Annotated in this window: 28 protein-coding genes; 22 read left to right on the top strand and 6 right to left on the bottom strand. The window is 44.8% G+C overall.

The window, feature by feature from the left end; all coding sequences use genetic code 11:
• The first annotated feature begins 90 nt into the window (after positions 1 to 90).
• The 10 genes from uxaC to M1D69_RS14330 all read left to right on the top strand — a co-directional run bounded on the left by uxaC (position 91) and on the right by M1D69_RS14330 (position 12451).
• Positions 91 to 1512, top strand: coding sequence for a glucuronate isomerase (gene uxaC, locus M1D69_RS14375; protein ID WP_458105715.1), 1422 nt, complete (start codon positions 91 to 93; stop codon positions 1510 to 1512).
• 72 nt (positions 1513 to 1584) lie between these two features.
• Complete coding sequence (locus M1D69_RS14370) at positions 1585 to 2964, top strand: MFS transporter (protein WP_458105716.1); 1380 nt, start codon at positions 1585 to 1587, stop codon at positions 2962 to 2964.
• A 105-nt stretch (positions 2965 to 3069) separates the two neighbouring features.
• The gene (allD, locus tag M1D69_RS14365; protein WP_458106145.1) at positions 3070 to 4083 is read left to right on the top strand and encodes an ureidoglycolate dehydrogenase; all 1014 of its coding nucleotides are present in this window, start codon (positions 3070 to 3072) and stop codon (positions 4081 to 4083) included.
• A gap of 4 nt (positions 4084 to 4087) precedes the next feature.
• Entirely contained in the window at positions 4088 to 5107 is a 1020-nt protein-coding gene (locus tag M1D69_RS14360) for a zinc-binding alcohol dehydrogenase family protein (RefSeq protein WP_458105717.1), read from the top strand.
• Positions 5108 to 5130: 23 nt separating this feature from the next.
• Complete coding sequence (gene uxuA, locus M1D69_RS14355; RefSeq protein ID WP_458105718.1) at positions 5131 to 6207, top strand: mannonate dehydratase; 1077 nt, start codon at positions 5131 to 5133, stop codon at positions 6205 to 6207.
• Positions 6207 to 7040, top strand: coding sequence for an SDR family oxidoreductase (locus tag M1D69_RS14350; RefSeq protein WP_458106146.1), 834 nt, complete (start codon positions 6207 to 6209; stop codon positions 7038 to 7040). Before uxuA ends, M1D69_RS14350 begins: the two co-directional genes overlap by 1 nt.
• Before the next feature lie 45 nt (positions 7041 to 7085).
• Entirely contained in the window at positions 7086 to 8354 is a 1269-nt protein-coding gene (locus M1D69_RS14345; RefSeq protein ID WP_059292967.1) for an MFS transporter, read from the top strand.
• 87 nt (positions 8355 to 8441) lie between these two features.
• Positions 8442 to 9443 (top strand): LacI family DNA-binding transcriptional regulator, encoded by a 1002-nt coding sequence (locus M1D69_RS14340; protein WP_458105719.1) that lies wholly within the window; start codon positions 8442 to 8444, stop codon positions 9441 to 9443.
• A 78-nt stretch (positions 9444 to 9521) separates the two neighbouring features.
• Entirely contained in the window at positions 9522 to 10961 is a 1440-nt protein-coding gene (locus tag M1D69_RS14335; protein WP_458105720.1) for a tagaturonate reductase, read from the top strand.
• Positions 10958 to 12451 (top strand): UxaA family hydrolase, encoded by a 1494-nt coding sequence (locus M1D69_RS14330; protein ID WP_458105721.1) that lies wholly within the window; start codon positions 10958 to 10960, stop codon positions 12449 to 12451. The genes M1D69_RS14335 and M1D69_RS14330 overlap by 4 nt, the downstream gene beginning before the upstream one ends.
• Positions 12452 to 12489: 38 nt before the next feature.
• Here M1D69_RS14330 and M1D69_RS14325 read toward each other — a convergent pair whose 3' ends face one another.
• Together M1D69_RS14325 and M1D69_RS14320 are read right to left on the bottom strand one after the other, a co-directional pair.
• The gene (locus M1D69_RS14325; RefSeq protein ID WP_044156273.1) at positions 12490 to 13254 is read right to left on the bottom strand and encodes a sulfite exporter TauE/SafE family protein; all 765 of its coding nucleotides are present in this window, start codon (positions 13252 to 13254) and stop codon (positions 12490 to 12492) included.
• A 337-nt stretch (positions 13255 to 13591) separates the two neighbouring features.
• Positions 13592 to 14056, bottom strand: coding sequence for a DinB family protein (locus M1D69_RS14320; protein WP_458105722.1), 465 nt, complete (start codon positions 14054 to 14056; stop codon positions 13592 to 13594).
• Positions 14057 to 14258: 202 nt separating this feature from the next.
• Between M1D69_RS14320 and rapA the strand changes: the two genes are divergently transcribed.
• Together rapA and phrA are read left to right on the top strand one after the other, a co-directional pair.
• The gene (gene rapA / locus M1D69_RS14315) at positions 14259 to 15395 is read left to right on the top strand and encodes a response regulator aspartate phosphatase RapA (protein ID WP_322010148.1); all 1137 of its coding nucleotides are present in this window, start codon (positions 14259 to 14261) and stop codon (positions 15393 to 15395) included.
• Complete coding sequence (gene phrA, locus M1D69_RS14310) at positions 15385 to 15519, top strand: phosphatase RapA inhibitor PhrA (RefSeq protein WP_044156269.1); 135 nt, start codon at positions 15385 to 15387, stop codon at positions 15517 to 15519. The genes rapA and phrA overlap by 11 nt, the downstream gene beginning before the upstream one ends.
• 32 nt (positions 15520 to 15551) lie before the next feature.
• Here the strand turns inward: phrA and M1D69_RS14305 are convergent, their stop codons facing one another.
• The gene (locus M1D69_RS14305; RefSeq protein WP_044156268.1) at positions 15552 to 15806 is read right to left on the bottom strand and encodes a YciI family protein; all 255 of its coding nucleotides are present in this window, start codon (positions 15804 to 15806) and stop codon (positions 15552 to 15554) included.
• Between the two features lie 109 nt (positions 15807 to 15915).
• Here M1D69_RS14305 and M1D69_RS14300 point away from each other — a divergent pair, with 109 nt between their 5' ends.
• Positions 15916 to 16863, top strand: coding sequence for an N-acetylmuramoyl-L-alanine amidase (locus tag M1D69_RS14300; protein WP_458105723.1), 948 nt, complete (start codon positions 15916 to 15918; stop codon positions 16861 to 16863).
• A 248-nt stretch (positions 16864 to 17111) separates the two neighbouring features.
• Here the strand turns inward: M1D69_RS14300 and M1D69_RS14295 are convergent, their stop codons facing one another.
• Positions 17112 to 17339, bottom strand: a complete 228-nt coding sequence (locus tag M1D69_RS14295) for a hypothetical protein (RefSeq protein ID WP_024121050.1) — start codon at positions 17337 to 17339, stop codon at positions 17112 to 17114.
• Positions 17340 to 17736: 397 nt separating this feature from the next.
• Between M1D69_RS14295 and M1D69_RS14290 the strand changes: the two genes are divergently transcribed.
• On the top strand, positions 17737 to 18348 hold the full coding sequence (locus M1D69_RS14290) for a poly-gamma-glutamate hydrolase family protein (RefSeq protein WP_458105724.1): 612 nt from the start codon (positions 17737 to 17739) through the stop codon (positions 18346 to 18348).
• A 66-nt stretch (positions 18349 to 18414) separates the two neighbouring features.
• Positions 18415 to 19251, top strand: coding sequence for a manganese catalase family protein (locus M1D69_RS14285; RefSeq protein WP_458105725.1), 837 nt, complete (start codon positions 18415 to 18417; stop codon positions 19249 to 19251).
• A 45-nt stretch (positions 19252 to 19296) separates the two neighbouring features.
• Here M1D69_RS14285 and M1D69_RS14280 read toward each other — a convergent pair whose 3' ends face one another.
• Together M1D69_RS14280 and xre are read right to left on the bottom strand one after the other, a co-directional pair.
• The gene (locus tag M1D69_RS14280) at positions 19297 to 19893 is read right to left on the bottom strand and encodes an ImmA/IrrE family metallo-endopeptidase (RefSeq protein WP_458105726.1); all 597 of its coding nucleotides are present in this window, start codon (positions 19891 to 19893) and stop codon (positions 19297 to 19299) included.
• A gap of 161 nt (positions 19894 to 20054) precedes the next feature.
• Positions 20055 to 20396, bottom strand: a complete 342-nt coding sequence (gene xre / locus M1D69_RS14275; protein WP_024121054.1) for an HTH-type transcriptional regulator Xre — start codon at positions 20394 to 20396, stop codon at positions 20055 to 20057.
• A gap of 178 nt (positions 20397 to 20574) precedes the next feature.
• On the opposite strand from xre, the gene M1D69_RS14270 reads away from it, so the two are divergent.
• From M1D69_RS14270 to M1D69_RS14240, 7 genes are all read left to right on the top strand, one after another.
• Complete coding sequence (locus M1D69_RS14270) at positions 20575 to 20754, top strand: hypothetical protein (RefSeq protein WP_458105727.1); 180 nt, start codon at positions 20575 to 20577, stop codon at positions 20752 to 20754.
• Positions 20741 to 21577 carry a phage portal protein gene (locus tag M1D69_RS14265; RefSeq protein WP_458105728.1) on the top strand — a complete coding sequence of 279 codons (837 nt, stop codon included), beginning with the start codon at positions 20741 to 20743 and terminating at the stop codon, positions 21575 to 21577. Before M1D69_RS14270 ends, M1D69_RS14265 begins: the two co-directional genes overlap by 14 nt.
• Positions 21477 to 22277, top strand: a complete 801-nt coding sequence (locus M1D69_RS14260) for an ATP-binding protein (protein WP_193660416.1) — start codon at positions 21477 to 21479, stop codon at positions 22275 to 22277. Before M1D69_RS14265 ends, M1D69_RS14260 begins: the two co-directional genes overlap by 101 nt.
• The gene (locus M1D69_RS14255) at positions 22277 to 22444 is read left to right on the top strand and encodes a hypothetical protein (protein WP_458105729.1); all 168 of its coding nucleotides are present in this window, start codon (positions 22277 to 22279) and stop codon (positions 22442 to 22444) included. Before M1D69_RS14260 ends, M1D69_RS14255 begins: the two co-directional genes overlap by 1 nt.
• Positions 22445 to 22537: 93 nt before the next feature.
• The gene (locus tag M1D69_RS14250) at positions 22538 to 22906 is read left to right on the top strand and encodes a phage portal protein (RefSeq protein WP_458106147.1); all 369 of its coding nucleotides are present in this window, start codon (positions 22538 to 22540) and stop codon (positions 22904 to 22906) included.
• A complete protein-coding gene (locus M1D69_RS14245) occupies positions 22875 to 23081 on the top strand; it encodes an XtrA/YqaO family protein (protein ID WP_010333893.1) in 207 nt (68 codons plus the stop codon). The genes M1D69_RS14250 and M1D69_RS14245 overlap by 32 nt, the downstream gene beginning before the upstream one ends.
• 116 nt (positions 23082 to 23197) lie before the next feature.
• Positions 23198 to 23707 (top strand): sigma-70 family RNA polymerase sigma factor, encoded by a 510-nt coding sequence (locus M1D69_RS14240; RefSeq protein ID WP_151174954.1) that lies wholly within the window; start codon positions 23198 to 23200, stop codon positions 23705 to 23707.
• Positions 23708 to 23724 lie beyond the last annotated feature (17 nt).

The raw sequence follows: 23724 nt of genomic DNA, 5'->3' as shown, positions 1-23724 counted from the left end.
GATTGATCACAGAGGAATATAAAGGTAAAATAAAAACAAATCAAAATGTTAACGTTAACATTTTGAAATAGAATGAAAGACGGTGAGGACATGGAACCCTTTATGGGAGAAAACTTTTTGCTGAAAAATGAAACCGCTGTCAACCTCTATCACCATTATGCGAAAGACATGCCGATTATTGATTATCACTGCCATTTGAGTCCGAAAGAAATCTATGAAAATAAGAGGTTTCAAAACATGACAGAAGCCTGGCTGTATGGAGACCATTACAAATGGCGCATCATGAGAGCCAATGGAATTGAAGAAACATACATTACAGGCGATGCAGCTGATGAGGAGAAGTTCATGGCATGGGCGAGAACAGTGCCGATGGCGATTGGCAATCCGCTCTACAATTGGGCCCATTTGGAGCTGCAGCGATTTTTTGGAATTTACGAGATATTAAATGAGCAATCGGCGCCAAATATTTGGAAACGGACGAATGAACTGCTGCAAGGAGAAGGCTTCGGGGCAAGGGATTTCATTGTGAAATCAAATGTAAAAGTAGTATGCACAACCGATGACCCTGTCGATTCCCTCGAGTACCACCTATTATTAAAAGAGGACAAAGATTTTCCTGTCAGTGTGCTGCCGGGATTTCGGCCGGATAAAGGGCTGGAAATCAATCGCGAAGGCTTCCCGGATTGGGTGCAGGCGCTTGAAAAGGCTGTGTCACTTTCGATTACAACCTATGATGAGTTTTTGAAGGCTCTTGAAGAACGAGTGCGTTTCTTCCATTCAGTCGGCGGCAGAGTATCTGATCATGCGATTGATTCAATGGTGTTTGCCGAAACGGACAAAGAGGAAGCGGGCCTCATTTTTACCGCAAGATTAAACGGGGAACAGGTTTCTTACGAGGACGAGAAGAAATTCAAGACATATACGCTTCAATTTCTTTGCGGATTGTATGCTGAGCTTGACTGGGCGATGCAGTTTCATATCAATGCACTCAGAAATACGAATACGAAAATGATGAAGAAATTGGGGCCGGATACAGGCTATGATTCTATGAATGACGAAGAAATTGCGAAGCCTTTGTACAGGCTGCTGAATTCAGTAGAAATGAAAAACCAGCTGCCGAAAACGATTTTATATTCGCTCAACCCAAATGATAACTATGTCATTGCCAGCATGATAAATAGCTTTCAAGACGGCATCACGCCTGGGAAAATACAATTTGGAACAGCGTGGTGGTTTAACGATTCCAAGGATGGAATGATTGACCAAATGAAAGCGTTGTCAAACGTCGGGCTTTTCAGCCGTTTTATCGGCATGCTGACTGATTCCAGAAGCTTTTTGTCGTATACACGCCATGAATATTTCAGACGGATTGTCTGCAATCTGATCGGCGAATGGGCTGAAAACGGTGAAGTGCCGAAAGATATGAAGCTTCTTGGCGGCATCGTACAAGGTATTTGCTATCACAATGCGAAACAATATTTTCAATTTCAAGAAGAAAAGGCAAACGTATAAAATAAGTTCCGCTCAGATACGTCATACTGAGCGGACATCTCATCGAAAATTCTTAAGACACAGAGGTGGAAGATGCGAGCAGAACTGGAAAATAAGGTTGTGTCGATTGAAACGGAGAAGAGGCTTTCACTGAAGGAGAAAATGTCCTATGGTTTTGGTGATTTTGGGAACGGTTTTATGTTTGATTTAGGCCAAATCTATTTATTAAAGTATTTTACTGATGTGGCGGGAATTCCGGCTGCAATGGCGGGAAGTATTTTTTTAGTCAGCAAGCTCTTTGCGGCTGTAACAGACCCCATTGTCGGTTCATCAATCGATTATCGCAAAAACATCGGCAGGCGGGGGAAATTCAGGCCTTATTTATTAATCGGCAGCATTGTTCTTGCGGTGCTTACTGTTCTTATTTTTCTGTCCCCGAATGTATCAACGACAGGCAAGCTGATTTATGCGTATGCTTCCTATATGCTGTGGGGCGTGGGCTATTCATTTGTAAACATTCCGTACGGTTCATTGGGAGCGGCGATGACTCAAAATACCGAAGACCGGACTTCTATCTCTACTTTTCGCCAAATCGGCTCACTCGGGGCTTTGTTTATCACGAGCGTGGCCGTCATGCCGCTGCTCGTCAAGTTTGATAACCCGAAGGTAGGCTATCCGGTGGTCATGGGATTGTTTGCTGTTCTCGGTGTGCTTTGGTTTTATATTTGCTATCGCAACTGCAAGGAACGTATTGTTATTGCGGAAGCGCCAAAAGAGAAATTAACATTTTCATCTGTCGTCAAAACGTTTATAACGAACAAACCGCTGTTAACCCTTGTCCTGATGACCATTTTTTCGATTTCCGCATACAACATTAAATCCGCAATGCTCGTATACTTCGCACAATATAACCTAGGCAATGTCGAACTGATGGCTTATATGAACTTTATCATTATTGGATCTTCCTTTTTGGGCGTCGTGTTTCTGCCAAAGCTCGTCAAGATGTTTGGAAAGAAACAAACCGCGATGATCGGTTTCGGCATCAGCGTTGCCGCGGATCTGATCAACTTTATGCTTCCTTCAAATGTATATGTGTTTACCATCCTTGCAAGCATCGCGTTTATTGGGATCAGTATTCCCAATGGCATTACGTGGGCGCTTGTCTCAGATATCATTGACTACGGCGAGTGGAAATCCGGTGAGCGGAAAGAAGCAACGACATATTCCCTCTTTAACTTCTCGCGGAAGCTTGCTCAGTCATTGTCTGGATTTCTCTCGGGGATCGGATTGGGGCTTGTCGGATATATGCCGAACGTAGCCCAGACGGCACAGGCGCTGCTCGGCATTAAAGCGCTTCTTCTTCTGTATCCCGCTATTGCTTTGGCATTGGCTATGATCATTATCGGTTTTCTTTATAAACTGACAGATCAGCAGCATGCACAGATTGTCGAAGAGCTTCAGCATAGAAACTGATCAAACAATCATATAAAGAATATTTTGAATAGTTCGCAAGTAATAATAATTTGTAAGGGTTTTCGCTAAGTGATGAAACTGAAAGAAAGGAGGCTCTTTATTGAATTGAATACGGTAACGATTTCCGCTGAAGAAGCGAAGGAACTGGTTCAGCAAAAGCTGATCGGCGCCAATTTGAATGAACGAGATGCCGAAAAAGTAGCAGACGTGCTTATACACGCCGATTTACGCAATGTGAATTCTCATGGTGTTTTGCGAACAGAACATTATGTGAACAGGCTGAGGGCTGGAGGCATCAATCCAAAAGCGTGTCCCATTTTTAAAGAAACGGGGCCGGTGACAGGAGTGCTGGACGGTGATGACGGGTTCGGCCATGTGATTGCCGATAAGGCGATGGATCACGCCATTGAAATGGCAAAGAAAAATGGTGTTGGCATGGTCGCCGCGACAAACAGCAGCCATTGCGGAGCGTTAAGTTATTTTGTGCAAAAAGCGGCTGAGGAAAAACTGATCGGAATCGCTATGTCTCATACTGACAGTATTGTAGTCCCGTTTGGCGGGAGGTCTCCTTTTTTAGGCACAAATCCAATTGCTTACGGTGTGCCGGCAAAGCATAAAAAACCGTTTATCCTAGATATGGCGACGTCAAAAGTGGCATTTGGAAAGATTCTGCAGGCGCGTGAAGAGGCCACAGAAATACCAGAAGGATGGGGAGTCGATGAAAACGGGGAGACGGTAACAGACCCTCACAAGGTCGTCTCACTTTCAGCGTTCGGGGGTCCTAAAGGTTACGGGCTATCTGTTGTGGCGGATGTGTTTTCAGGTTTGCTGGCTGGGGCGGCTTTTGGGCCGCATATCGCTAAAATGTACGGCGATCTTGATCAAAATAGGAAGCTTGGACATTATGTTTGCGCGATCCAACCGTCCAATTTTACCGGACAAGATATGTTTTTAGAGCAGATGGACGCCATGCTTGATGAACTGCAGCAATCACCTCCGGCTAGAGGAGTCGAGCGAGTGTATGTGCCTGGCGAATTGGAGCAGCTGCATGAGGAAAGAAACAGGAAACACGGAATTTCAATTGCTCGGAGCGTGTATGAATTTTTAAAAAGCAGGTGAGAAAATGAAAGCGGTTCAAGTGCGAAAAGCGTATGATTTGGTGACAGCAGACATGGAAAAGCCTGTTCTTTCAAAGGCTGATGAGGTGCTCGTCAAAGTAAAACGAGTCGGAATTTGCGGTTCTGATATGCATATTTTTCATGGCACGAATCCGCTTGCGACCCTTCCGAGAGTAATCGGACACGAGGTAACGGGAGAAGTGGAGGAGGTTGGTGCGAATGTTAAAGGCCTGAAAGCCGGAGACCATGTTGTGATTGAACCGATTTCTTATTGCGGAAACTGTTATGCCTGCCGTAAAGGCCGGCATAATGTTTGTGCGAAGCTTTCTGTGTTTGGCGTTCATGAAGACGGCGGGATGCGGGAATATGTTGTGCTTCCTGAAAAGCAGCTTCACGCGGTTTCAAAAGAGCTGCCTTGGGAGGAGGCAGTTATAGCCGAGCCTTATACAATAGGTGCCCAGGCTGTTTGGCGGGGACAGGTGGAAAAGGGTGATCGCGTTCTGATTCAGGGAGCGGGGCCTATCGGCATCTGTGTGTTAAAAATGGCAAAGCTTGCGGGTGCTTCCGTCATGATAACCGACTTAAATCATGAGCGGCTGGCATTTGCTGCAGAAAACGGTGCCGACGCTGTGGTGAATGTTCAAACAGAACATGCGGCTGAGCGGGTTCGGGAATGGACGGGCAATGAAGGAGCCAATGTAGTCATTGATGCTGTCTGTCTCCCAGCGACTTTTGAGCTTTCCGTTGATGTTGTTTCTCCGGCAGGGCGTGTGGTGGTGCTTGGATTTGATGAGAGAGCGTCACAAATTCCTCAGCTCCCCATTACAAAAAAAGAAGTCACGATTACCGGCTCAAGACTCCAGACAAATCAGTTTCCGAAAGTTGTAAAGCTGCTGAATGAAGGACGGTTAGCGCATAACGGGCTCGTCACCCATACGTTTTCAGTTGATGATGTCCATCACGCGTTTCAATTTATCAAGGAGCATCCCGATCAGGTGCGGAAGGCAGTGATCACATTTGATTAAAAGGCTCAATCCGGAGGTGCAGGATGAATATTACATTTCGATGGTATGGACGAGGCAACGATACAGTCACACTTGAACACGTGAAACAAATTCCCGGGGTGAAAGGCATTGTCTGGGCTCTCCATCACAAACCTGCCGGGGAAGTGTGGGAAATAGAGGAAATCAAAGACGAGACGGAATATATACAATCCTATGGTTTTCATGCGGAGGTTGTCGAAAGCGTAAACGTTCATGAAGCGATTAAACTGGGCAGCGAAGAACGCGGCCGGTACATTGAGAATTATAAGCAGACCATCCACAATCTGTCTGCTTTTGGCGTGAAAGTGATTTGCTACAATTTTATGCCGATTTTCGACTGGACACGCACCGACATGTTCCGTTCGCTGGAAGACGGCTCAACCGCTCTGTTTTTTGAAAAAGCCAAAGTGGAGAGCCTGGAGCCTCAAGAGCTGATCCGGACGGTGGAAGAAGCGTCTGACCTGACACTCCCAGGGTGGGAGCCTGAAAAATTGGCTCGGATCAAAGAACTGTTTGAGGCCTACAGGACGGTCGATGAAGAACAGCTGTGGAACAATTTATCATTTTTTTTGAAGGAAATTCTGCCTGTTGCGGAAGCGCATGGCATTCAAATGGCCATTCATCCGGATGACCCGCCTTGGCCGATTTTTGGATTGCCGCGTATTATCACTGGAGAGGCAAGCTATGAGAAGCTGCGGGCCATATCAGACTCACCTTCTAACTGCATCACCTTATGTACCGGTTCCATGGGGTCCAATCCCGCCAATGACATGGTGGAAATTGCTAAAACATATGCCGGGCTTGCTCCATTTTCACACATCCGCAATGTGAAGATTTTTGAAAATGGGGATTTTATTGAAACATCTCATCTGACAAAGGACGGTTCGATTAATATTCAAGGGGTCATGGCAGAACTGCACAAGCAGGATTACAACGGATATGTCAGGCCGGATCACGGCCGCCATATTTGGGGAGAGAAATGCCGTCCGGGCTACGGCTTATACGATCGCGCTTTAGGCATCATGTATTTGAGCGGACTGTGGGACGCGTACGAATCAATGGCGAAAAAAGAGGTGGAATGATGATTCCTCTTCATCATCGACTGGCAGGTAAAGTTGCTGTTATCACGGGCGGCAGCGGTGTGCTCTGCTCGGCCATGGCCCGGGAGCTTGCCCGCCATGGCATGAAGGTGGCGATACTGAACCGGTCAGCTGAAACAGGACAAGAGGTTGTGAGGGAAATTACGAAAGCTGGCGGCACGGCATGTTCCGTTTCTGCTGATGTGCTGGACAGGACGTCCCTAGAGAAGGCGAAGACTGATATCCTTGACCGATTTGGCGCTGTTCATCTTTTAATCAATGGAGCAGGAGGAAATCATCCCGCTGCGATTACTGATGTGGAAACATATGAAGAAGGAGAAGGGCAATCATTCTTTGACATGGATGAAAACGGATTTTCAACTGTTTTTTCAACCAACTTCACTGGGGCATTTCTGGCTACCCAAGTGTTTGGAAAGGAACTGCTGAAGGCAGACTCACCAGCCATTGTGAATATCTCATCAATGAGCGCTTATTCACCTATGACGAAGGTTCCGGCGTACAGTGCGGCCAAAGCATCAATCAATAATTTTACAATGTGGCTGGCTGTGCATTTTGCGGAAACCGGACTGAGGGTTAACGCAATCGCACCAGGCTTTTTTCTGACAAAACAAAACCACGATCTGCTGATCAATCAGGATGGAAGCTTTACAGACCGCTCTAAAAAGATTATTGCGGGAACACCGATGAAGCGATTTGGAAAACCGGAGGACCTGCTTGGCACGCTTCTTTGGCTGGCGGATGATTCCTATTCAGGCTTTGTCACCGGCATCACCGTTCCTGTCGATGGAGGTTTTATGGCTTATTCAGGAGTGTGACGAAAGCAGATACAGATACTGAACCAACATAGGGGTGAGGTTGAGATGTTTTCAAAAGATAAGCTTCCAGTCATCCTTTTTTTGTTCCTGGCTGGTGTGATTAACTATCTGGACCGTTCGGCATTGTCCATTGCAGCTCCATTCATTCAGGATGATCTCACACTGTCCGCTACACAAATGGGCTTGATTTTCAGCAGTTTTTCGATTGGATATGCCGTTTTCAATTTTCTTGGCGGTGTGGCATCCGACCGCTATGGAGCAAAACTGACCTTATTTGTGGCCATGGTCGTTTGGTCGCTGTTCAGCGGAGCAGTTGCATTGGCTTTTGGCTTTGTCAGCCTGCTGATCATACGAATTTTGTTTGGAATGGGGGAAGGGCCGCTTTCGGCGACCATCAATAAAATGGTCAATAACTGGTTTCCGCCGACTCAGCGGGCGTCAGCTGTCGGAGTCACAAATAGCGGAACGCCCCTTGGCGGAGCCATTTCCGGCCCAATTGTCGGCATGATCGCCGTTGCATTCAGCTGGAAGGTTTCCTTCGTTCTCATCATGATCATCGGATTGATTTGGGCATTTCTCTGGTTAAAATGCGTAAAAGAAAAGCCGGCTGAGCCAATGGGCAATGCACCTGCGATGAAAGTTGAAGCCGCTCCCGAGGAGAAAATTCCGCTGACCTTTTATCTGAAACAAAAAACAGTCTTGTTCACGGCGTTTGCTTTTTTCGCTTACAACTACATCCTCTTCTTCTTTTTGACATGGTTTCCGAGCTATCTTGTCGAGGAGCGGGGATTAAGTGTTGGGTCAATGAGTGTCATCACAGTCATTCCGTGGATTTTAGGATTTATCGGCCTGGCAGCCGGGGGATTTGTTTCGGACTATGTATACAAAAAAACAGTCCGGAAAGGCGTGCTGTTTTCGCGTAAAGTCGTGCTCGTCACGTGTTTGTTTTCTTCCGCGGTATTGATTGGTTTGGCTGGACTTGTCACCACAACTGTCAGCGCTGTTACACTCGTGGCTTTGTCTGTCTTCTTTTTATATTTGACGGGCGCGATCTACTGGGCTGTTATTCAGGATGTAGTCGACCAAAAGAATGTCGGTTCGGTTGGCGGATTCATGCATTTTCTCGCCAACACCGCAGGCATCATCGGTCCCGCTTTAACCGGCTTTATTGTTGACCGGACAGGTACTTTTTCTGGCGCATTTTTACTTGCCGGAGGGCTGGCCGTCTTCGCTTCACTGGCTGTCATCCGTTTTGTGCGGCCGATCATCGGCAGCGCAGCAGGAACGCATGCTGATGATACGGTTTCTTATTAATCTGGAAATATGGTGGGAGAGGCGGTGTGTTTGATGATACAATATGTAATAACGAATCGCAGCCGGTATGATAAGGAAGGGAAATAGATGGTAACCATTAAAGATATCGCAAAACTTGCAAACGTATCCCACACAACCGTATCCAGAGCACTCAATAACAGCCCTTATATTAAAGAACACACGAAGAAAAAAATATTGGAGCTCGCCTCACAGCTCAACTATACACCGAATGTGAATGCAAAAAGCCTTGCAATGCAAAAATCCCATACGATCGGGCTTTTCTTTACAAGCATCACAAACGGAACCTCACACAGTTTTTTCGCTGATACCATAAAAGGCGTAAACCAGGCAATCAGCGAGGAGTACAATCTGTATGTGCGCGGCATTGATGATCTGAAAAGCTATGACTCTGTAACACCAATGAGATATGACGGCATTATTTTAATGAGTCAAAGCGATATTGATAATTCTTTTATTTATCATATTCGGGAAAAAAAGATCCCGCTCGTCGTGCTGAACCGGGATATCGATGACAGGGCCATCACCAACATATTGTCCAATGACAAGGAAGGTTCTCAGGAAGCTGTAGAATACTTGATTAAAAACGGACATCAAGACATCGCCATCATTGAGGGAATCGAAGAATTTAAATCCTCTCAGCAGCGAAAGGAAGGCTACTTAGCGGCGCTGATTCGCCATCATATACCGATCAAGCATGAATACAGTGTAAAAGGGCAATACGATATGGAGAGCGGCTTTCAGGCAATGGAACGCCTGCTGGCGCTTCCGAACACTCCAACCGCTGTCTTTTGTTCGAATGATGACATGGCGATCGGCGCAATGAATGCCATATTTGCCAAGGAGATGCGCGTGCCTGATGATATATCTGTCATCGGATTTGATGATATTGGTTTTTCGCAATATATCACGCCAAGGCTTTCTACAGTGAAACGTCCTGTTGAAAAAATCAGCGTGCTCGGTGCAAAAAAATTATTGGCGCTGATCAGTACACCTGATACGAAAGCAGAAAAAATCTTTGAAAACACCGAGTTTATGGTGCGTGATTCAGTAAAAGATGTCACGACATGATGCCCCGTTTTTCCAGTGGGCATTCTTTATACAGAAAAATGTTAACGTGTGCATACATCTGAAAGGGAGGCATTGACGGTGCAAAAGCTGAATAAAAAATTGTACGAAAGCTATACACAGTATCCGGAAAAGATTCTCCAATTTGGGGAAGGGAATTTTCTGCGGGCGTTTGTCGATTGGCAAATTGAGCAATTGAATCGGCATACTGATTTCAATGGAAGTGTCGCCGTTGTACAGCCGAGAGGTTCAGAGAAAATCAAAAGATTAAATGACCAGGATGGCTTGTTTACTCTTTTTTTACAGGGAATGAAGGGTGGAGAAGCGGTAAACGAAAAGATGATTATCAATTCAATCAGCCGCGGGATTGATCTGTTTTCCGACTATGACGAGTTCAAAAAGTTGGCTTCAAGCGAAGCACTGCGTTTTATCATTTCTAATACGACCGAAGCTGGTATTGTTTGTGAGAAAGAAGACCGCTTAGAGGATAGTCCGCAAAAAACATTTCCAGGGAAATTAACAGCTTTTCTGTACTTTCGCTACCAGGCTTTTGCCGGAGACGAGACAAAAGGGTGTGTCTTGATTCCGTGTGAGCTGATTGAGAATAACGGGCAAAAGCTGAAGGAATCGATTCTGCATTATGCTGATCTATGGGAGCTGGAAGAGGGGTTTACGCAATGGATTCAGAACGCCAACACGTTTTGTAATAGTTTAGTAGACCGTATTGTTCCCGGTTTTCCTGTAGACAGCATGAATGAGATCACTGCGGAATTAGGCTATCAAGATGAACTGATTGTTGTGGGAGAACAGTATTATTTATGGGTGATTGAAGGGCCGAATTGGATTGGAGAAGAATTGCCCTTTGCGGCAGCCGGTCTTCATACAAAGATTGTCAGCGATCTGACCCCATACCGGACGAAAAAAGTGAGAATTTTAAATGGCGCGCATACGGCAATGACGCCGGTGGCTTCTTTATACGGTTTGAAAACGGTGCGTGATTCAGTTGAACATCCGGCAGTGGGACGCTTTGTTGAGGAGCTGATTCATGATGAAATACTTCCTGTTTTGAAAATGGAAGGGCTTACTCAATATGCGGAGGATGTGCTGAATCGTTTTAAAAACCCGTACATCAAACATTATGTGGAAAGCATTGCACTAAATTCAGTGTCAAAATTCAAAACGAGAAACCTGCCGACCCTCCAGGAATATGTTGAACAAAAGGGACAGCTTCCTGCACGTTTAGTGTTTTCATTCAGCGCGCTTCTGTATGTTTATCGAAAGAAGGAAATACAGGATGACCCGGCTGTTCTTCAATTTTTCCAAGAGGTTTGGAATCAGGAGACCGGAGATATGCTCCGTATCGCTTCAGCCTTATTAGGAGAACAATGGCTGTGGGGAGCAAATCTGAATGAAATTCCGAAGCTGACTGAGAGAGTCGCTGATTACTTGAATCATATTCAAGAACTGGGAATGGAGCGGGCTCTTGAACAATGCTGTCTGCAAAGGGGGAAAGTGCTGTGAAATCATTTATAAAAATTCATAGACAGGATAATGTCTTGCTTGCTCTGCGTGATATTCAGAAGGGGGAGCTGCTGAACGCGGACGGCATATCGATTGAAGTAAAAGATGATATGAAAAGAGGCCATAAAATTGCATTGCAGCATATAAAGGAAAACGGCAGCATCATCAAATACGGGTTTCCGATCGGGCATGCGTTAAAAGATATTTTTATTGGGGAGCATATTCATGTTCATAATGCAAAAACAAATTTATCTGATATCCAAACGTACAGTTATACACCGAGATTTGAACAAAATCCATACACACATGAGGATCGGACATTTAAAGGATATAGAAGAGAAAACGGTAATGCCGGTGTTCGCAATGAATTGTGGATCGTGCCAACCGTCGGCTGTGTCAATGGAATAGCCGAAAAAATGCTTCAGCGGTTTGTCAGAGAAACGGGGGATATTGCCCCATTTGACAACGTATTAGTGCTAAAACATCAATACGGATGCTCACAGCTTGGCGATGATCACGAAAATACTAGGCAAATCCTGCTGAACGCCATTCGCCATCCAAATGCCGGCGGTGTCTTGGTGCTGGGGCTCGGCTGTGAAAATAACGAGCTGGCAGCAATGAAAAAAGCGCTTCAGGATGTCAACAAGGATCGGGTGAAGTTTCTCGAATCCCAGTCGGTGACAGACGAAATGGAGGCAGGTGTCGCATTGCTGAAGGACATCCATGAAGCGGCCAAAGGGGATAAACGGGAAGACATCCCGCTTTCTGAACTGAAAATAGGGTTGAAATGCGGGGGGTCTGACGGTTTTTCCGGCATCACAGCGAACCCATTGCTCGGACGATTTTCTGATTATATCATTGCGCAGGGAGGCAGCACGGTGCTGACGGAGGTGCCGGAGATGTTCGGTGCGGAAACGCTGCTGATGCAGCGGGCTGCCAATGAAGAGGTATTCCATAAGATTGTCGATTTAATCAATGATTTTAAACAATATTTTATACAGCATGATCAGCCGGTGTACGAAAACCCTTCGCCAGGCAACAAAGCAGGCGGCATTTCTACCCTTGAGGATAAATCGCTGGGCTGCACGCAAAAGGCGGGGATTTCTCCTGTCTCGGATGTATTAAAATACGGAGAAGTGCTTCAGACAAACGGACTGACACTATTGAGCGCGCCCGGCAATGATTTAATCGCCTCCTCCGCATTGGCTGCGGCCGGCTGCCACATTGTTTTGTTTACAACGGGGCGAGGCACGCCGTTCGGCACCTTTGTTCCAACTGTAAAGGTGGCGACGAATACACAGCTGTACGAGACGAAGCCGCACTGGATTGATTTTAACGCAGGTCTCTTAGCAGAGGATGATGTTCATGAGGAATTTGTGCTTCGTGAGTTTATCGATTATATCACGAAGGTTGCAAGCGGAGAGCTTGTGAATCACGAAAAAAATGACTTCAGAGAGCTTGCCATTTTTAAATCGGGTGTGACGCTATAAACCAAGAAAGGCTATCCTGTACAGGATAGCCTTCTTGATTAAATCAGCTTCAAGCCGCTGATTAAGATAATGGATGCCATAATAAATTGCAGCGGACGGGGTGAAAATCTAGGTGAGAGATGACTGCCAACCAGCACCCCCGGTATGGACCCGATAAGCAAATTGGCCGCTAACAAATAATCAACGCTCCCGAAGCTTGCATTTAAAATACCTGCCGCAGTAACGAGCAGAAAAGCATGCGCAATATCTGTTCCGACAATGTCGGATGTTTTCATTTTAAATAAGTACAGCATAGCAATCGCAAACAACGAGCCGGAACCGATCGACGTTAAGCCGACGATAAATCCAAACACGACACCGATAAGAATCGTAAGCATCCGCTTATCTTCTAGCGGCATCAGCTGCCAGCGGTTCGGGCGAAGTTTTTTGTCCAGAAACAGGCGGACGATAATCGAAATGGCAACTAGGGTCAACACATAACCAAGAGCGTGTTTAATAATCTCTTCCTGATGCTGGTGGAAGGCGGGGAACAAATGAAGTATGCCAATGGCTATAGAAGCACTCGGAATACTGCCGATGGCTAAGTATTTTACCAATTTAAAATTGATTGTTTTCTGCCGCCAATGGGACGCAACACCAAACAGCTTGGTGATCGAGTTATAGACAAGGTCCGTACCGACCGCAATGGAAGGATTGATTCCAAGCACTATTAAAAGAGGAGTTAAAAGCGCAGCTCCGCCTACACCTGTCAATCCGACTAAGACACCGACTAACAAACCCATCAAAATGATGCTAACACTCATGATAAAGGCCTCCTGAAAACCCGACTATTTTTATCAGATTATATATGATTAGGTCGCTTTAATCAATTAAATGTTTTGAATATTTGTACGGATGTTTCTTTGATTTTTGTATGCTCAATATCTTTATTCATTTGCCCTATAATGAGTGTCAGGACGAGATGGGATTGAGTTTGACCGGTAAAAAACAGGTCATTCGGGGCGGTATTTGGCTGAATGAGGTCAACCAGTCAGCTATATGCAAATACCGGCTGTCACTGGGAATCGCAGTGTATTGGATATGGTAGTGAACTGAAGGCAATAAAAAAAGATACCTTTAGATTAGGTATCTTTTTTTAGGTTACATACGCTGCTGATAAAACGGCAGCTCCGTGTGGCCCATTTCTCTTACATAAACAAACAGGTTGCCTTTATGGTGAATTTCATGCTCCATCGCAAGCTGAAGCAATGCGCTGCCAGTGACTTTTCTTCCGAAAGAGGCTGTCAGGTCAATTTCTCTGTCAAGGTGTTCCTCAGTCAGCTGCTCAAGGATGGCAGCCGTTTTTTCTGTATACGTTTTAGCCAAAACATTGAGATCTGTTTCTGTTTCTTCCTGCTGGTTTTGAAAAGGTGAGGCATTGCCTTCTTTAATGACATTTGCGAACAGGTGGAAAGACGTCAGGATGTGCTTGACAAGCTCCTCTGCTGACATAGATGTTTCCGTCGGTTTGTAGCTGTAATGATTTTTGCTGATTTTTTCTGTCAGCTCAATCGTCACATTACGATGTGACAAAAAGTGACTCACAATTTGAGTGGGTTGGCTCAATAGAATCTCCTCCATATGTAAAAATAAATGGTGTAATGAAATCCTATATCAATGGGCATAAATTAACAAGCAATATGCTGAGAAGTGATTGTATTTTTTGCGGTTAGCCGAAATTCGACAATTGCGGTCTTTTTGCGTTCTTCTTTTTCTTGTAAATATGATAAAATATGACATATCTCGGGTATATAAAAGGGGGGATTAATTGAGGATGAAGCAGACTATTCCGTCCTCTTATGTCGGGCTTAAAATTAATGAATGGTATACCCATATCCGGCAGTTTCACATAGCTGAAGCCGAACGGGTCAAGCTCGAAGTAGAAAGAGAAATCGAGGATATGGAAGAAGATCAAGATTTGCTGCTGTATTATTCTTTAATGGAATTTAGGCACCGTGTTATGCTGGATTACATTAAGCCTTTGGGAGAGGACACCTCGCAGCTGGAGTTTTCAGAATTATTAGAAGACATTGAAGGAAATCAGTACAAGCTGACAGGACTGCTCGAATACTACTTTAACTTTTTTCGCGGGATGTATGAATTTAAGCAGAAAATGTTTGTCAGTGCCATGATGTACTATAAGAGGGCAGAAAAGAACCTTGCCCTTGTGTCAGACGACATTGAAAAAGCTGAATTTGCTTTTAAAATGGCTGAGATCTTTTACAATTTAAAGCAGACTTATGTCTCTATGAGCTATGCCGTTCAGGCGTTAGAAACGTATCAGATGTATGAAACGTACACTGTCCGCAGAATCCAATGTGAATTCGTTATTGCAGGTAATTATGATGATATGCAGTATCCAGAAAGAGCATTGCCCCATTTAGAACTGGCTTTAGATCTTGCAAAGAAAGAAGGCAATCCCCGCCTGATCAGTTCGGCCCTTTACAATCTCGGGAACTGTTACGAGAAAATGGGTGAACTGCAAAAGGCAGCCGAATACTTTGAGAAATCTGTTTCTATTTGCAAGTCGGAAAAGTTCGATAATCTTCCGCATTCTATCTACTCATTAACACAAGTTCTGTATAAACAAAAAAATGATGCCGAAGCGCAAAAGCAATATCGTCAAGGATTGGAAATCGCCCGTCAGTATAGTGATGAATTATTCGTGGAGCTTTTTCAATTTTTACATGCGTTATACGGAAAAAACATTGACACAGAATCAGTCTCACACACCTTTCAATTTCTTGAAGAACATATGCTGTATCCTTACATTGAAGAGCTGGCGCATGATGCTGCCCAATTCTATATAGAAAACGGACAGCCTGAAAAAGCACTTTCTTTTTATGAGAAAATGGTGCACGCACAAAAACAAATCCAGAGAGGAGATTGTTTATATGAAATCTAAATGGATGACAGGTTTGTTGCTCGTTGCGGTCGGGTTCAGCTTTACTCAGGTGATGGTCCATGCAGGAGAAACAGCAGATGCAGAGGGAAAAACATTTCATATTGCGGCACGCAATCAAACATGATGATAACGAAAAAAGACCCTCAGGGGTCTTTTTTATTTCAGCTTCCATTCCTTAATGGTCAGCTCAGAGGACCCGCTGAACACCAATGGATCAGCTTGTCCGATTTCGCGCGCCTCTTCCAGTGAACCCGCTTTGATGACGTATGCTCCGCCTGTGGCGTCGCTGAAAGGCCCGAACATTTTTAAGCGTTTTTCTGCCTGCAGACGATCCAAAAATTCATAGTGACCGGCTGCGTGCTTCTGATTGAATTGATCTGTTCTCGTAGTCAGCATTAAGTACGTATTCAAGAATGTCTCCTCCTTTTGAACTTTAGCTTAGCACAATTATCCATATAGCGGTGCTTTTCGTCCTACGAATGCCACCTATTGATGAAAAAAGAAAAAGGAGAGATGATAGGTGAGCATTCAAGTGAAGAAAAATTTGGTTTCTGAGGCAAAGTACGCGCTGAAATGCCCGAATGCGATGTCCGCTGAATATATTACCATTCACAACACGGCAAACGACGCGTCCGCTGCCAACGAAATCAGCTACATGATCGGGAACACCAGCTCGACAAGCTTTCATTTCGCGGTTGACGATAAAGAGGTGGTTCAAGGATTGCCGCTAAACCGTAACGCCTGGCATACTGGTGACGGCACAAACGGTACAGGCAACCGCAAGTCGATTGGCGTTGAAATTTGCTACAGCAAATCGGGAGGCCCAAAGTACGAGGCAGCCGAGGCATTGGCTGTCTCTTTTGTGGCACAGCTTTTGAAGGAGCGGGGCTGGGGAATTGATCGAGTCAGAAAGCACCAAGACTGGAACGGAAAATACTGCCCGCACCGCATATTATCAGAGGGGCGCTGGGAGCAAGTCAAGGCGGCAATTGAAGCGGAATTAAACGGCAGCGTTTCAGCGAAAAAGGCTTCTCCTTCTGCGCAAGTGTATCATGTGAAAAAAGGAGACACGCTGTCCGGCATCGCAGCATCACACGGTGTCAGTGTGAAAACGCTGCAAAGCTTAAATCACATCACTGATCCAAATTACATTAAAGTCGGACAGGAGATCAAGCTTTCCGGGACTGTCTCTTCCTCTAAAAGCCATGCCGCATCCTCTTATCCGCTGCCATCGGGGGTAATCAAAGTAACGAGCCCGCTGACAAAAGGCACAAAAGTAAAGCAGGTTCAGACTGCGCTGGCAGCTCTTTATTTTTATCCTGATAAAGGGGCGAAGAATCATGGGGTGGACGGTGTATATGGGCCAAAAACAGCAAATGCTGTCAAACGCTTTCAATCTGTCAGCGGATTAATTGCAGACGGCATTTACGGGCCGAAAACGAAAGCTAAAATGGAACAAAAATTATAATGAAAAAAAGGAAGCTTCACTTGAATGGAGCTTCCTTTTTTACCTTACAAACAAACGGCAACGAGAACCTTTTGACTGATGTGGCACAGCAGGAGAGCGCCGTGCCACAATAGGATGTTAAGAGTTATGAACAATTTGCTAGGCACCACGTTGACAAGAAATCTAGAAAAGCAAAAACCTTCGAGCAATAAAATAGAAAATAAAAAGACCCGGTGATCACCGGGGAAAAGAAATAGAAAGTTACAGGTTTAGTAATACTTTTTATATTCTACTTTGTAATCATAGTCATGCTTGTCATGATCATAACACTTTTTGCCGTGGTCATAATATTTTTTGTCATGGTCATAATACTTTTTGTCGCAATCATAATCTTTCTCATGATCATCATAATACTTTTTATCGTGGTCGTAATACTTCTTGTAGTACTTCTTTTTGTAAGTGTAATACTCTTCTTTATATTTTTTATAATAACCCATACTAACTCCTCCTTTAATGTTTGATCAGTTTTATCATATGGATTAAAAAAGAGATGGTATGGTCAAATGTATTCGTCATCAAAAAAAAGGCTGTTTTCAAAAACAAACTGATAAAAATGGATAGCGTGCCAGCTTACTTTAAAAGAATGATTTATAACATTTATACTTCATCCACCTGTAAATCGACCGGGCTCCCATATAAACGCCGCAGTTTTTCTTTCTAGTAAAATAAGTGCTTACTTATCTATCGCCTCAGCTGTTGAAAGAGTTGACACATTCCAGCAATCTATCGATAAAACCCTTCATGTATCTCCTGATATGGAAATACGATAAAAAGGTTTTCATTCATAGATGAGTAGAGTAAACTGGTGCTGACTGATAAAGGAGAGCGCTTAACATGAAAGATATGTATGACAGTTTTTTATCTCTTTCTGCGTCTGAATCGGAGTACCGGATTATTTATGAAGAGAACAGCGGGAGCGAGCATATTGTTCTCGGCCCTCACGGCGGAAGAATTGAGCCCGGCGTCAGCGAACTGGTGCGGGCATTTGCTGATCAAAGTTCCATTTATATCTTTGAAGGATTGAAGCAGCGCAACAACCGTTCGCTCCACCTGACAAGCACTCGTTTTGATGAACCGCTTGCCATAGAAAAAGTAAACGCCCACCGATTCGCGCTGGCATTTCACGGCTATCATGATCTGAAAAAGCCGCATACATTGGTCGGGGGCGCGGATCGGATAAAAGCAGCAGCCATTTGCGAGTTGCTGAATGAGGCAGGATTCAGTGCGGAACTGGTCAGTGAAAAAGACCGGCTGGCAGGTGTTCATCCGCAAAATATCGTCAATCGGACGAAAAGGGAGATGGGGCTGCAGCTGGAACTGAGCACGGCGCAGCGGAGCGCGCTGTTTCACAATTTTGGCTGCCGTAAGGGACAATACATAGAAAACAATCTTTTTTTTCGATATGTGAATGCCGTTAAGCTTGGTTTTTATGGAAGAAGCAAGTAGGACCTGCAATAACTGCCTATTCCTTCATATGCTGTGATTGTTTGAATGCGCAGGGAGGAATGAACGATGTTTTATCATATTAAAGAGCTTCAATATCAGGCAAAGCCTTCCCGTCCGGATCCTGTTTATGCGAAAAAGCTCCAAGAGGTGCTGGGCGGCCAATTTGGTGAAATTAGTGTGATGATGCAATATTTGTTTCAGGGGTTTAACTGCAGGGCTGATGCCAAGTATAAGGATTTGCTATGTGATGTGGGGACGGAAGAGATCGGACATGTGGAAATGTTGGCTACGATGATTTCCAGGCTTCTGGATGATGCTCCCGCCGATGTACAGGAAAATGCTTATAAAAGCAACCCCGCTATTGCAGCAGTGATGTCAGGGATGAATCCTCAGCACGCTATTGTGTCCGGATTGGGTGCGATGGCATCAGATAGTGAGGGTTATCCGTGGAATGCAAAATACATTATCTCAAGCGGAAATCTGCTGGCGGATTTCCGTGCCAACTTAAATGCGGAAGCCCAGGGGCGCCTTCAGGTGACACGGCTTTACGCCATGACTGATGATCCCGGTGTAAAAGATATGCTGTCATTTTTGATTGCAAGGGATACTTATCATCAAAATATGTGGTATGCAGCGATTAAAGAGCTGGAAGAAAGAGAACGGGATATTGTCGTTCCCACGACATTTCCGCGTGAGCTAGAAAAGCAGGAAGTATCCTATGACCTGTTTAACTTTTCCAGAGGAGATGAAAGCTCAGAGGGAAGGTGGGCTCATGGCGAAGCCTTTGACGGCCGGGGCGAGTTCAGGTATATCCCGGCTCCGATTGCGTTCGCAACTGCGCCTCATCTTAAACCGGCGCCAATGTGGCTGCAGAATACCATGCCTCCGATGTCGAAATATTAATACCTATGCCGGGCTGAGGGCAAATCGCCTCAGCCCGTTTTCATGTCAGCCGCGCCTTCTGATATTGTACAATGCTTTTGTTTCCGCTACCTGTAATGGGAGCTGATCTTCCTCATATTCCGCTTTTGGCCGCTTATCAGATAATAAATAAGCAAGCCGCTTCTGAAATTGAATACCTGCTTTACGCCGTTCAAACATTTCAAGTCTTTTCTCAGCAAAGTCCTTTGTCACCCGGAATACCGCCGCAATGGTTGCAAGAGCCTGACTTCTCCATTGCGGCAGTTCCATCTGCAACAGCATAAAGGTTGGCACACAGAAGTGGTACATAAATTGGTTCGCCTGAAATTCCTGCAGCTCCCTGAAGAGCTTGTTCATCTGAAAATGATTGCCTGCATGCTTTAACACGTGGCACAATTCATGGCCAAAATCCTCCCATTGTTCTTCCTGGGACTTTTTTTGGTTCAATATGATACTGTACATGCCGTCGTATTTCACCATCATGCTTCCCATATCCTCGAAATGAACCCATATATCAAGATCGTTTGCGATTTTCAGCATGTCAATGTGATGAGGAGAGGTGATGCCCAGCCGGCTGTATAAATTTTTTACGTATTCCTCCAGATGTGATAAGTAATCGCCCAATTGAATACTCCCTTTCGAACATATGTTCTGTTTATAGCGAGAAAGAAAAGCCCGTTAAGGACTAAAAAGTGTGTTGAAATCTTTCCCTTTTCTTTAAAAAATAAACACTTTTTTCTTTATATCGGTCTATTTTTTATATGTTTTAGAGAACAGAGAAAGATTTATTTGTTTTTCGGTTTCCGGTTTTTCTCTTTTTCTTTTAAATAGTTGATAAATTCGATGGCCTGCTGCTTGCTTTCCGGGGAAAAATCCTGCATATCCCGGTATGCGAGCTGCAAGTCCGGATCAGAAAACATATCATCATCAGATTTTTTTTCTTTTCCTGTTAATAAGTAATCCGTTGTCACTTGGAAGTAATCAGCCAGCTTTTGCAGCGTGTCGTAATCAGGTTCGCTTCGCCCGTTTTCATAATGAGAATATCGTGCGCGCGATACACCGATGTGAGATGCGATTTCTTCCTGTGTCCTTTTCCCTCTGAGACTCTTCAATCTGCCGCCTATCATACTATGACCTCTCTTTTTTAAACTCCCTAAGTTACTTATGATTATAGATACAATCTGTATCAAAATAAAGTTATGATAAAAAAAGTATCAAAAATAACTTGATGATACAGAATGTATCGTTTATACTTGGAAACAGTTGATACGAATCGTATCAAAAACAAATCGGGGGAGTGATCACATGCATCCGATTCAAATCGTTTTTAGTCAAAATCCGATAGATCAGCGCCATCTCGGGCAATCCGGCGGCTCCATTTCTTTTACGGCATGCGGCCTTCCGGTATTCCATTTTAAAAATCGAGAACAATTTCAAGCGTACTTGCTGTTAAAAGAAGAGGTGAAACATAATGAGAATGGATAAAAGCTATCCTTTTCCCATGTATTCAGGGCTGTTGAATTCAGAACATTATGACAAAATAGGCTCGGCCCTGTGGCTGTTTCTCTGGTTTATCAGCTCAACGACAAAAGAAATTGAAAAGGACGGCGTGAGCTGGGGAATTGTGCTCGGCCATAAGCCATTAAAAGCAAGAGAGATGGCGGCCGTATTCGGTGTAAGTGAAAAAACAGTCAGAAGATGGCTGGAGCTTCTTGAAAGCCATGGATACATAAAGGCTGCCCGCGCGCCATACGGACTCATGATTTCTGTGAAGCACTCTAAAAAATTCAGCTTCAGATCGGACAAAACTGCAAACCGCAGCGATAATGAGCGGTCATTTTCGCCGCTGGCACAGGACAAAGAAGACCGCTCTAATATAGATAAAACAAAAACATATACTGCTGCAGATGATGCAGTGGATCAAATTGCGAAGCGGTTTACACAATTACGGTCGGCTCAAGAAGGACGCACCGTGTATCCTTCCTCCAGAGATTATCAAGCCATCGCCCGTATTGTCGCCATCGGCGTTCCTGTAACGCAAACAATCAAATGGCTTGAGGAATGTTTTCAAGCTTTTGAAAACCGGCGAACCGCTGCTTCAGAAACGATAAAGGCCTTTCGCTACTGTTCGAAATTCATCGAAGACCGATTTTTCGCGCAGCAAGTCAAAAAGACAGCCGCAATACAACATGAGAGGAATGAAAGTAATGACAAAACATACAATCGAGCAGATTTTAGACGAGTTGAGAAAAGGGAGACGTCCATTACTGGCGGACAAACCGGCCGAATCAGACGCAAGCCGGTATGATTGCCAGCGATGCAAGGATCAGGGAGGATATCTCAGCCGGCAAGACGGTCTGGAAGTGTGGACAATGTGCAGCTGTATGGCAGAACGAAAAGTGAAACGGCTGCTTGGCGCAAGTGAAATTACACCTGCTTTCAGACAGCTTGGCTTTCATGAATTCCGCACCCAAGGGAAGCCACAGGCTGTCAAGGACGCGTTTGAATGCGCCAAAGAGTTTGTGGCGGATTATGAACAAATCAAGGACAGCCGGAAAAACAGCATCGCCCTTTTGGGTCAGCCCGGTTCCGGGAAAACACATCTTCTTACCGCTGCGGCCAATGACCTGATGAGAAAGCGCCATGTGCCGGTCATTTATTTTCCGTTCGTTGAAGGCTTTACTGATTTAAAAAATGATTTTGATCTTTTGGAAGCCAAGCTGAACCGAATAAAGCAGGCAGACGTGCTGTTCATTGATGATCTCTTTAAACCGGTAAACGGCAAACCGCGCGCCACTGATTGGCAGCTGGAACAAATGTATTCCGTTTTGAACTACCGCTACTTAAATCATAAACCGATTCTGCTTTCAAGCGAGCTTACGATTGAAACGCTCGTCCGGGTTGATGAAGCGATCGGCACGAGAATCTATGAAATGTGCAGTGATTATTTAGTGATTATCAAAGGAACAGCGTATGACCTGAATCATAGATTGGAGGGCATCAGATAATGTGCAAGCTCTGTAAGACAAAGAAAGTAATTGTTGAACATACCGGGATCGGAGCGGTTTTTCATCCATGTCCAAACTGCCGGTCCGGCAATGATTTAGCGCCGGTTATTCAAAAGCTGGAAGAAATGCTGACAGCCGGAAAAGCGGGGCTGAATGCCCGTGATTAAACAGCTGACTGCTCTGTTCGCGTTGCTGTTTCGGGCGAAGCGGACAGAAAAAAACATCGAACAATGGTACAAGGATGACGGGAAGTGAAGCAGATGCCGGAAACAAAACAATTTGAAATGAGTCCTGCGCCGTGGCGTGCTGTCGCATGCGGGGATGAGAAGCCAATTTATATCTATTCTGCTTACAGTGAAGAAGAAAAAGAGAGATTCCCTTATTCAAACGGCCGGCTGATCGCCGCTGTATTTAACCTCAGCGCTTTTTCGCAAATAAGCAATGCCAACTTGATGGCAGCCGCACCTGAGCTGAAGGAAGCGGCTAAAGCGGCGCTGGATTTCCTGAACGGGAATTCCGCTCATTCAAAGGAGCACATCATAAAGGTATTAGAAGAAGCCAACAAAAGCGCTGAACCCGAAAGGAAGGAAATGACATATGATCAATCCCAAAAAGCTCGTAAATATTGATTCCATCACGCTCGACAGCCAGCTTGAGGATGGGAAAATCCGCGTTATTATAGTCGACGGCATAAAGCATGAAGCCTGGATCACAGAAGCTCCGGAGCACGGAAAAACGCTTGTTGAAACGAGAAAGGGAGACCTTGCCCGAGTAGAATTTGAAATCGGCTACAAATTAAACTAAAGCGAAAAAAGAATACGTCCAAGACGGAAAGCCTGCGGACACTGATCAACATGCACAGCATTTGTGCGTTGATTGGTGTCCGCTTTTTTATTGCACAAATGAGGAGGAATCATAGAATGCAAGACTTATTATTTGAATATAAACGCACATTAAAACAAACAAGAACACAATATAAACCGCTAGCTGAAGCAGATGAATCAGTGCTCTCAGCTGAGGACATGAAGGATAAAAAGATTATCAGAAACATCATCACAGACCTTGAATATGTAACAGAATGGCTTGAAAAAGGAAGACAGCCCGGCATCAGACGGGCGATTGACCGGCGTGATGCGTATCAGCGGCTGATGATCAAAGATCCAAGAATCATAGAATCATTTTCTTGCGATATGATGTTTGAGCCGGACGGACAGGTATCTGAGGAAGACAGGGAGAGAATCCGAGAAGCTTTATCCCTTTTAACGGACAGGGAGAAAGAAATGTTTTTGCTGCACAAGGTGGAATGCTTTTCTTATGAACGCATTGCCGATCTTCTTGGCGTCAAAAAATCAACTGTGCAGACAACAATCAAACGGGCTTTATTAAAGATGCAAAGACAGCAGGAGGAAATGAACCGATCGCTTGCCTGAATGCTTGTCATACGTTT

This window comes from Bacillus sp. PK3-037 (genome assembly GCF_054161355.1).
This window is presented reverse-complemented; position numbering and strand designations above follow the sequence as displayed.

Coding starts and splice junctions, on each gene's coding strand:
- uxaC (WP_458105715.1), top strand. CDS start 91: ATGGAACCCTTTATGGGAGAAAACTTTTTGCTGAAAAATGAAACCGCT.
- M1D69_RS14370 (WP_458105716.1), top strand. CDS start 1,585: ATGCGAGCAGAACTGGAAAATAAGGTTGTGTCGATTGAAACGGAGAAG.
- M1D69_RS14360 (WP_458105717.1), top strand. CDS start 4,088: ATGAAAGCGGTTCAAGTGCGAAAAGCGTATGATTTGGTGACAGCAGAC.
- uxuA (WP_458105718.1), top strand. CDS start 5,131: ATGAATATTACATTTCGATGGTATGGACGAGGCAACGATACAGTCACA.
- M1D69_RS14350 (WP_458106146.1), top strand. CDS start 6,207: ATGATTCCTCTTCATCATCGACTGGCAGGTAAAGTTGCTGTTATCACG.
- M1D69_RS14345 (WP_059292967.1), top strand. CDS start 7,086: ATGTTTTCAAAAGATAAGCTTCCAGTCATCCTTTTTTTGTTCCTGGCT.
- M1D69_RS14340 (WP_458105719.1), top strand. CDS start 8,442: ATGGTAACCATTAAAGATATCGCAAAACTTGCAAACGTATCCCACACA.
- M1D69_RS14325 (WP_044156273.1), bottom strand. CDS start 13,254: ATGAGTGTTAGCATCATTTTGATGGGTTTGTTAGTCGGTGTCTTAGTC.
- phrA (WP_044156269.1), top strand. CDS start 15,385: ATGAAATCTAAATGGATGACAGGTTTGTTGCTCGTTGCGGTCGGGTTC.
- M1D69_RS14295 (WP_024121050.1), bottom strand. CDS start 17,339: ATGGGTTATTATAAAAAATATAAAGAAGAGTATTACACTTACAAAAAG.
- M1D69_RS14290 (WP_458105724.1), top strand. CDS start 17,737: ATGAAAGATATGTATGACAGTTTTTTATCTCTTTCTGCGTCTGAATCG.
- M1D69_RS14285 (WP_458105725.1), top strand. CDS start 18,415: ATGTTTTATCATATTAAAGAGCTTCAATATCAGGCAAAGCCTTCCCGT.
- xre (WP_024121054.1), bottom strand. CDS start 20,396: ATGATAGGCGGCAGATTGAAGAGTCTCAGAGGGAAAAGGACACAGGAA.
- M1D69_RS14270 (WP_458105727.1), top strand. CDS start 20,575: ATGCATCCGATTCAAATCGTTTTTAGTCAAAATCCGATAGATCAGCGC.
- M1D69_RS14265 (WP_458105728.1), top strand. CDS start 20,741: ATGAGAATGGATAAAAGCTATCCTTTTCCCATGTATTCAGGGCTGTTG.
- M1D69_RS14260 (WP_193660416.1), top strand. CDS start 21,477: ATGACAAAACATACAATCGAGCAGATTTTAGACGAGTTGAGAAAAGGG.
- M1D69_RS14255 (WP_458105729.1), top strand. CDS start 22,277: ATGTGCAAGCTCTGTAAGACAAAGAAAGTAATTGTTGAACATACCGGG.
- M1D69_RS14250 (WP_458106147.1), top strand. CDS start 22,538: ATGCCGGAAACAAAACAATTTGAAATGAGTCCTGCGCCGTGGCGTGCT.
- M1D69_RS14245 (WP_010333893.1), top strand. CDS start 22,875: ATGATCAATCCCAAAAAGCTCGTAAATATTGATTCCATCACGCTCGAC.
- M1D69_RS14240 (WP_151174954.1), top strand. CDS start 23,198: ATGCAAGACTTATTATTTGAATATAAACGCACATTAAAACAAACAAGA.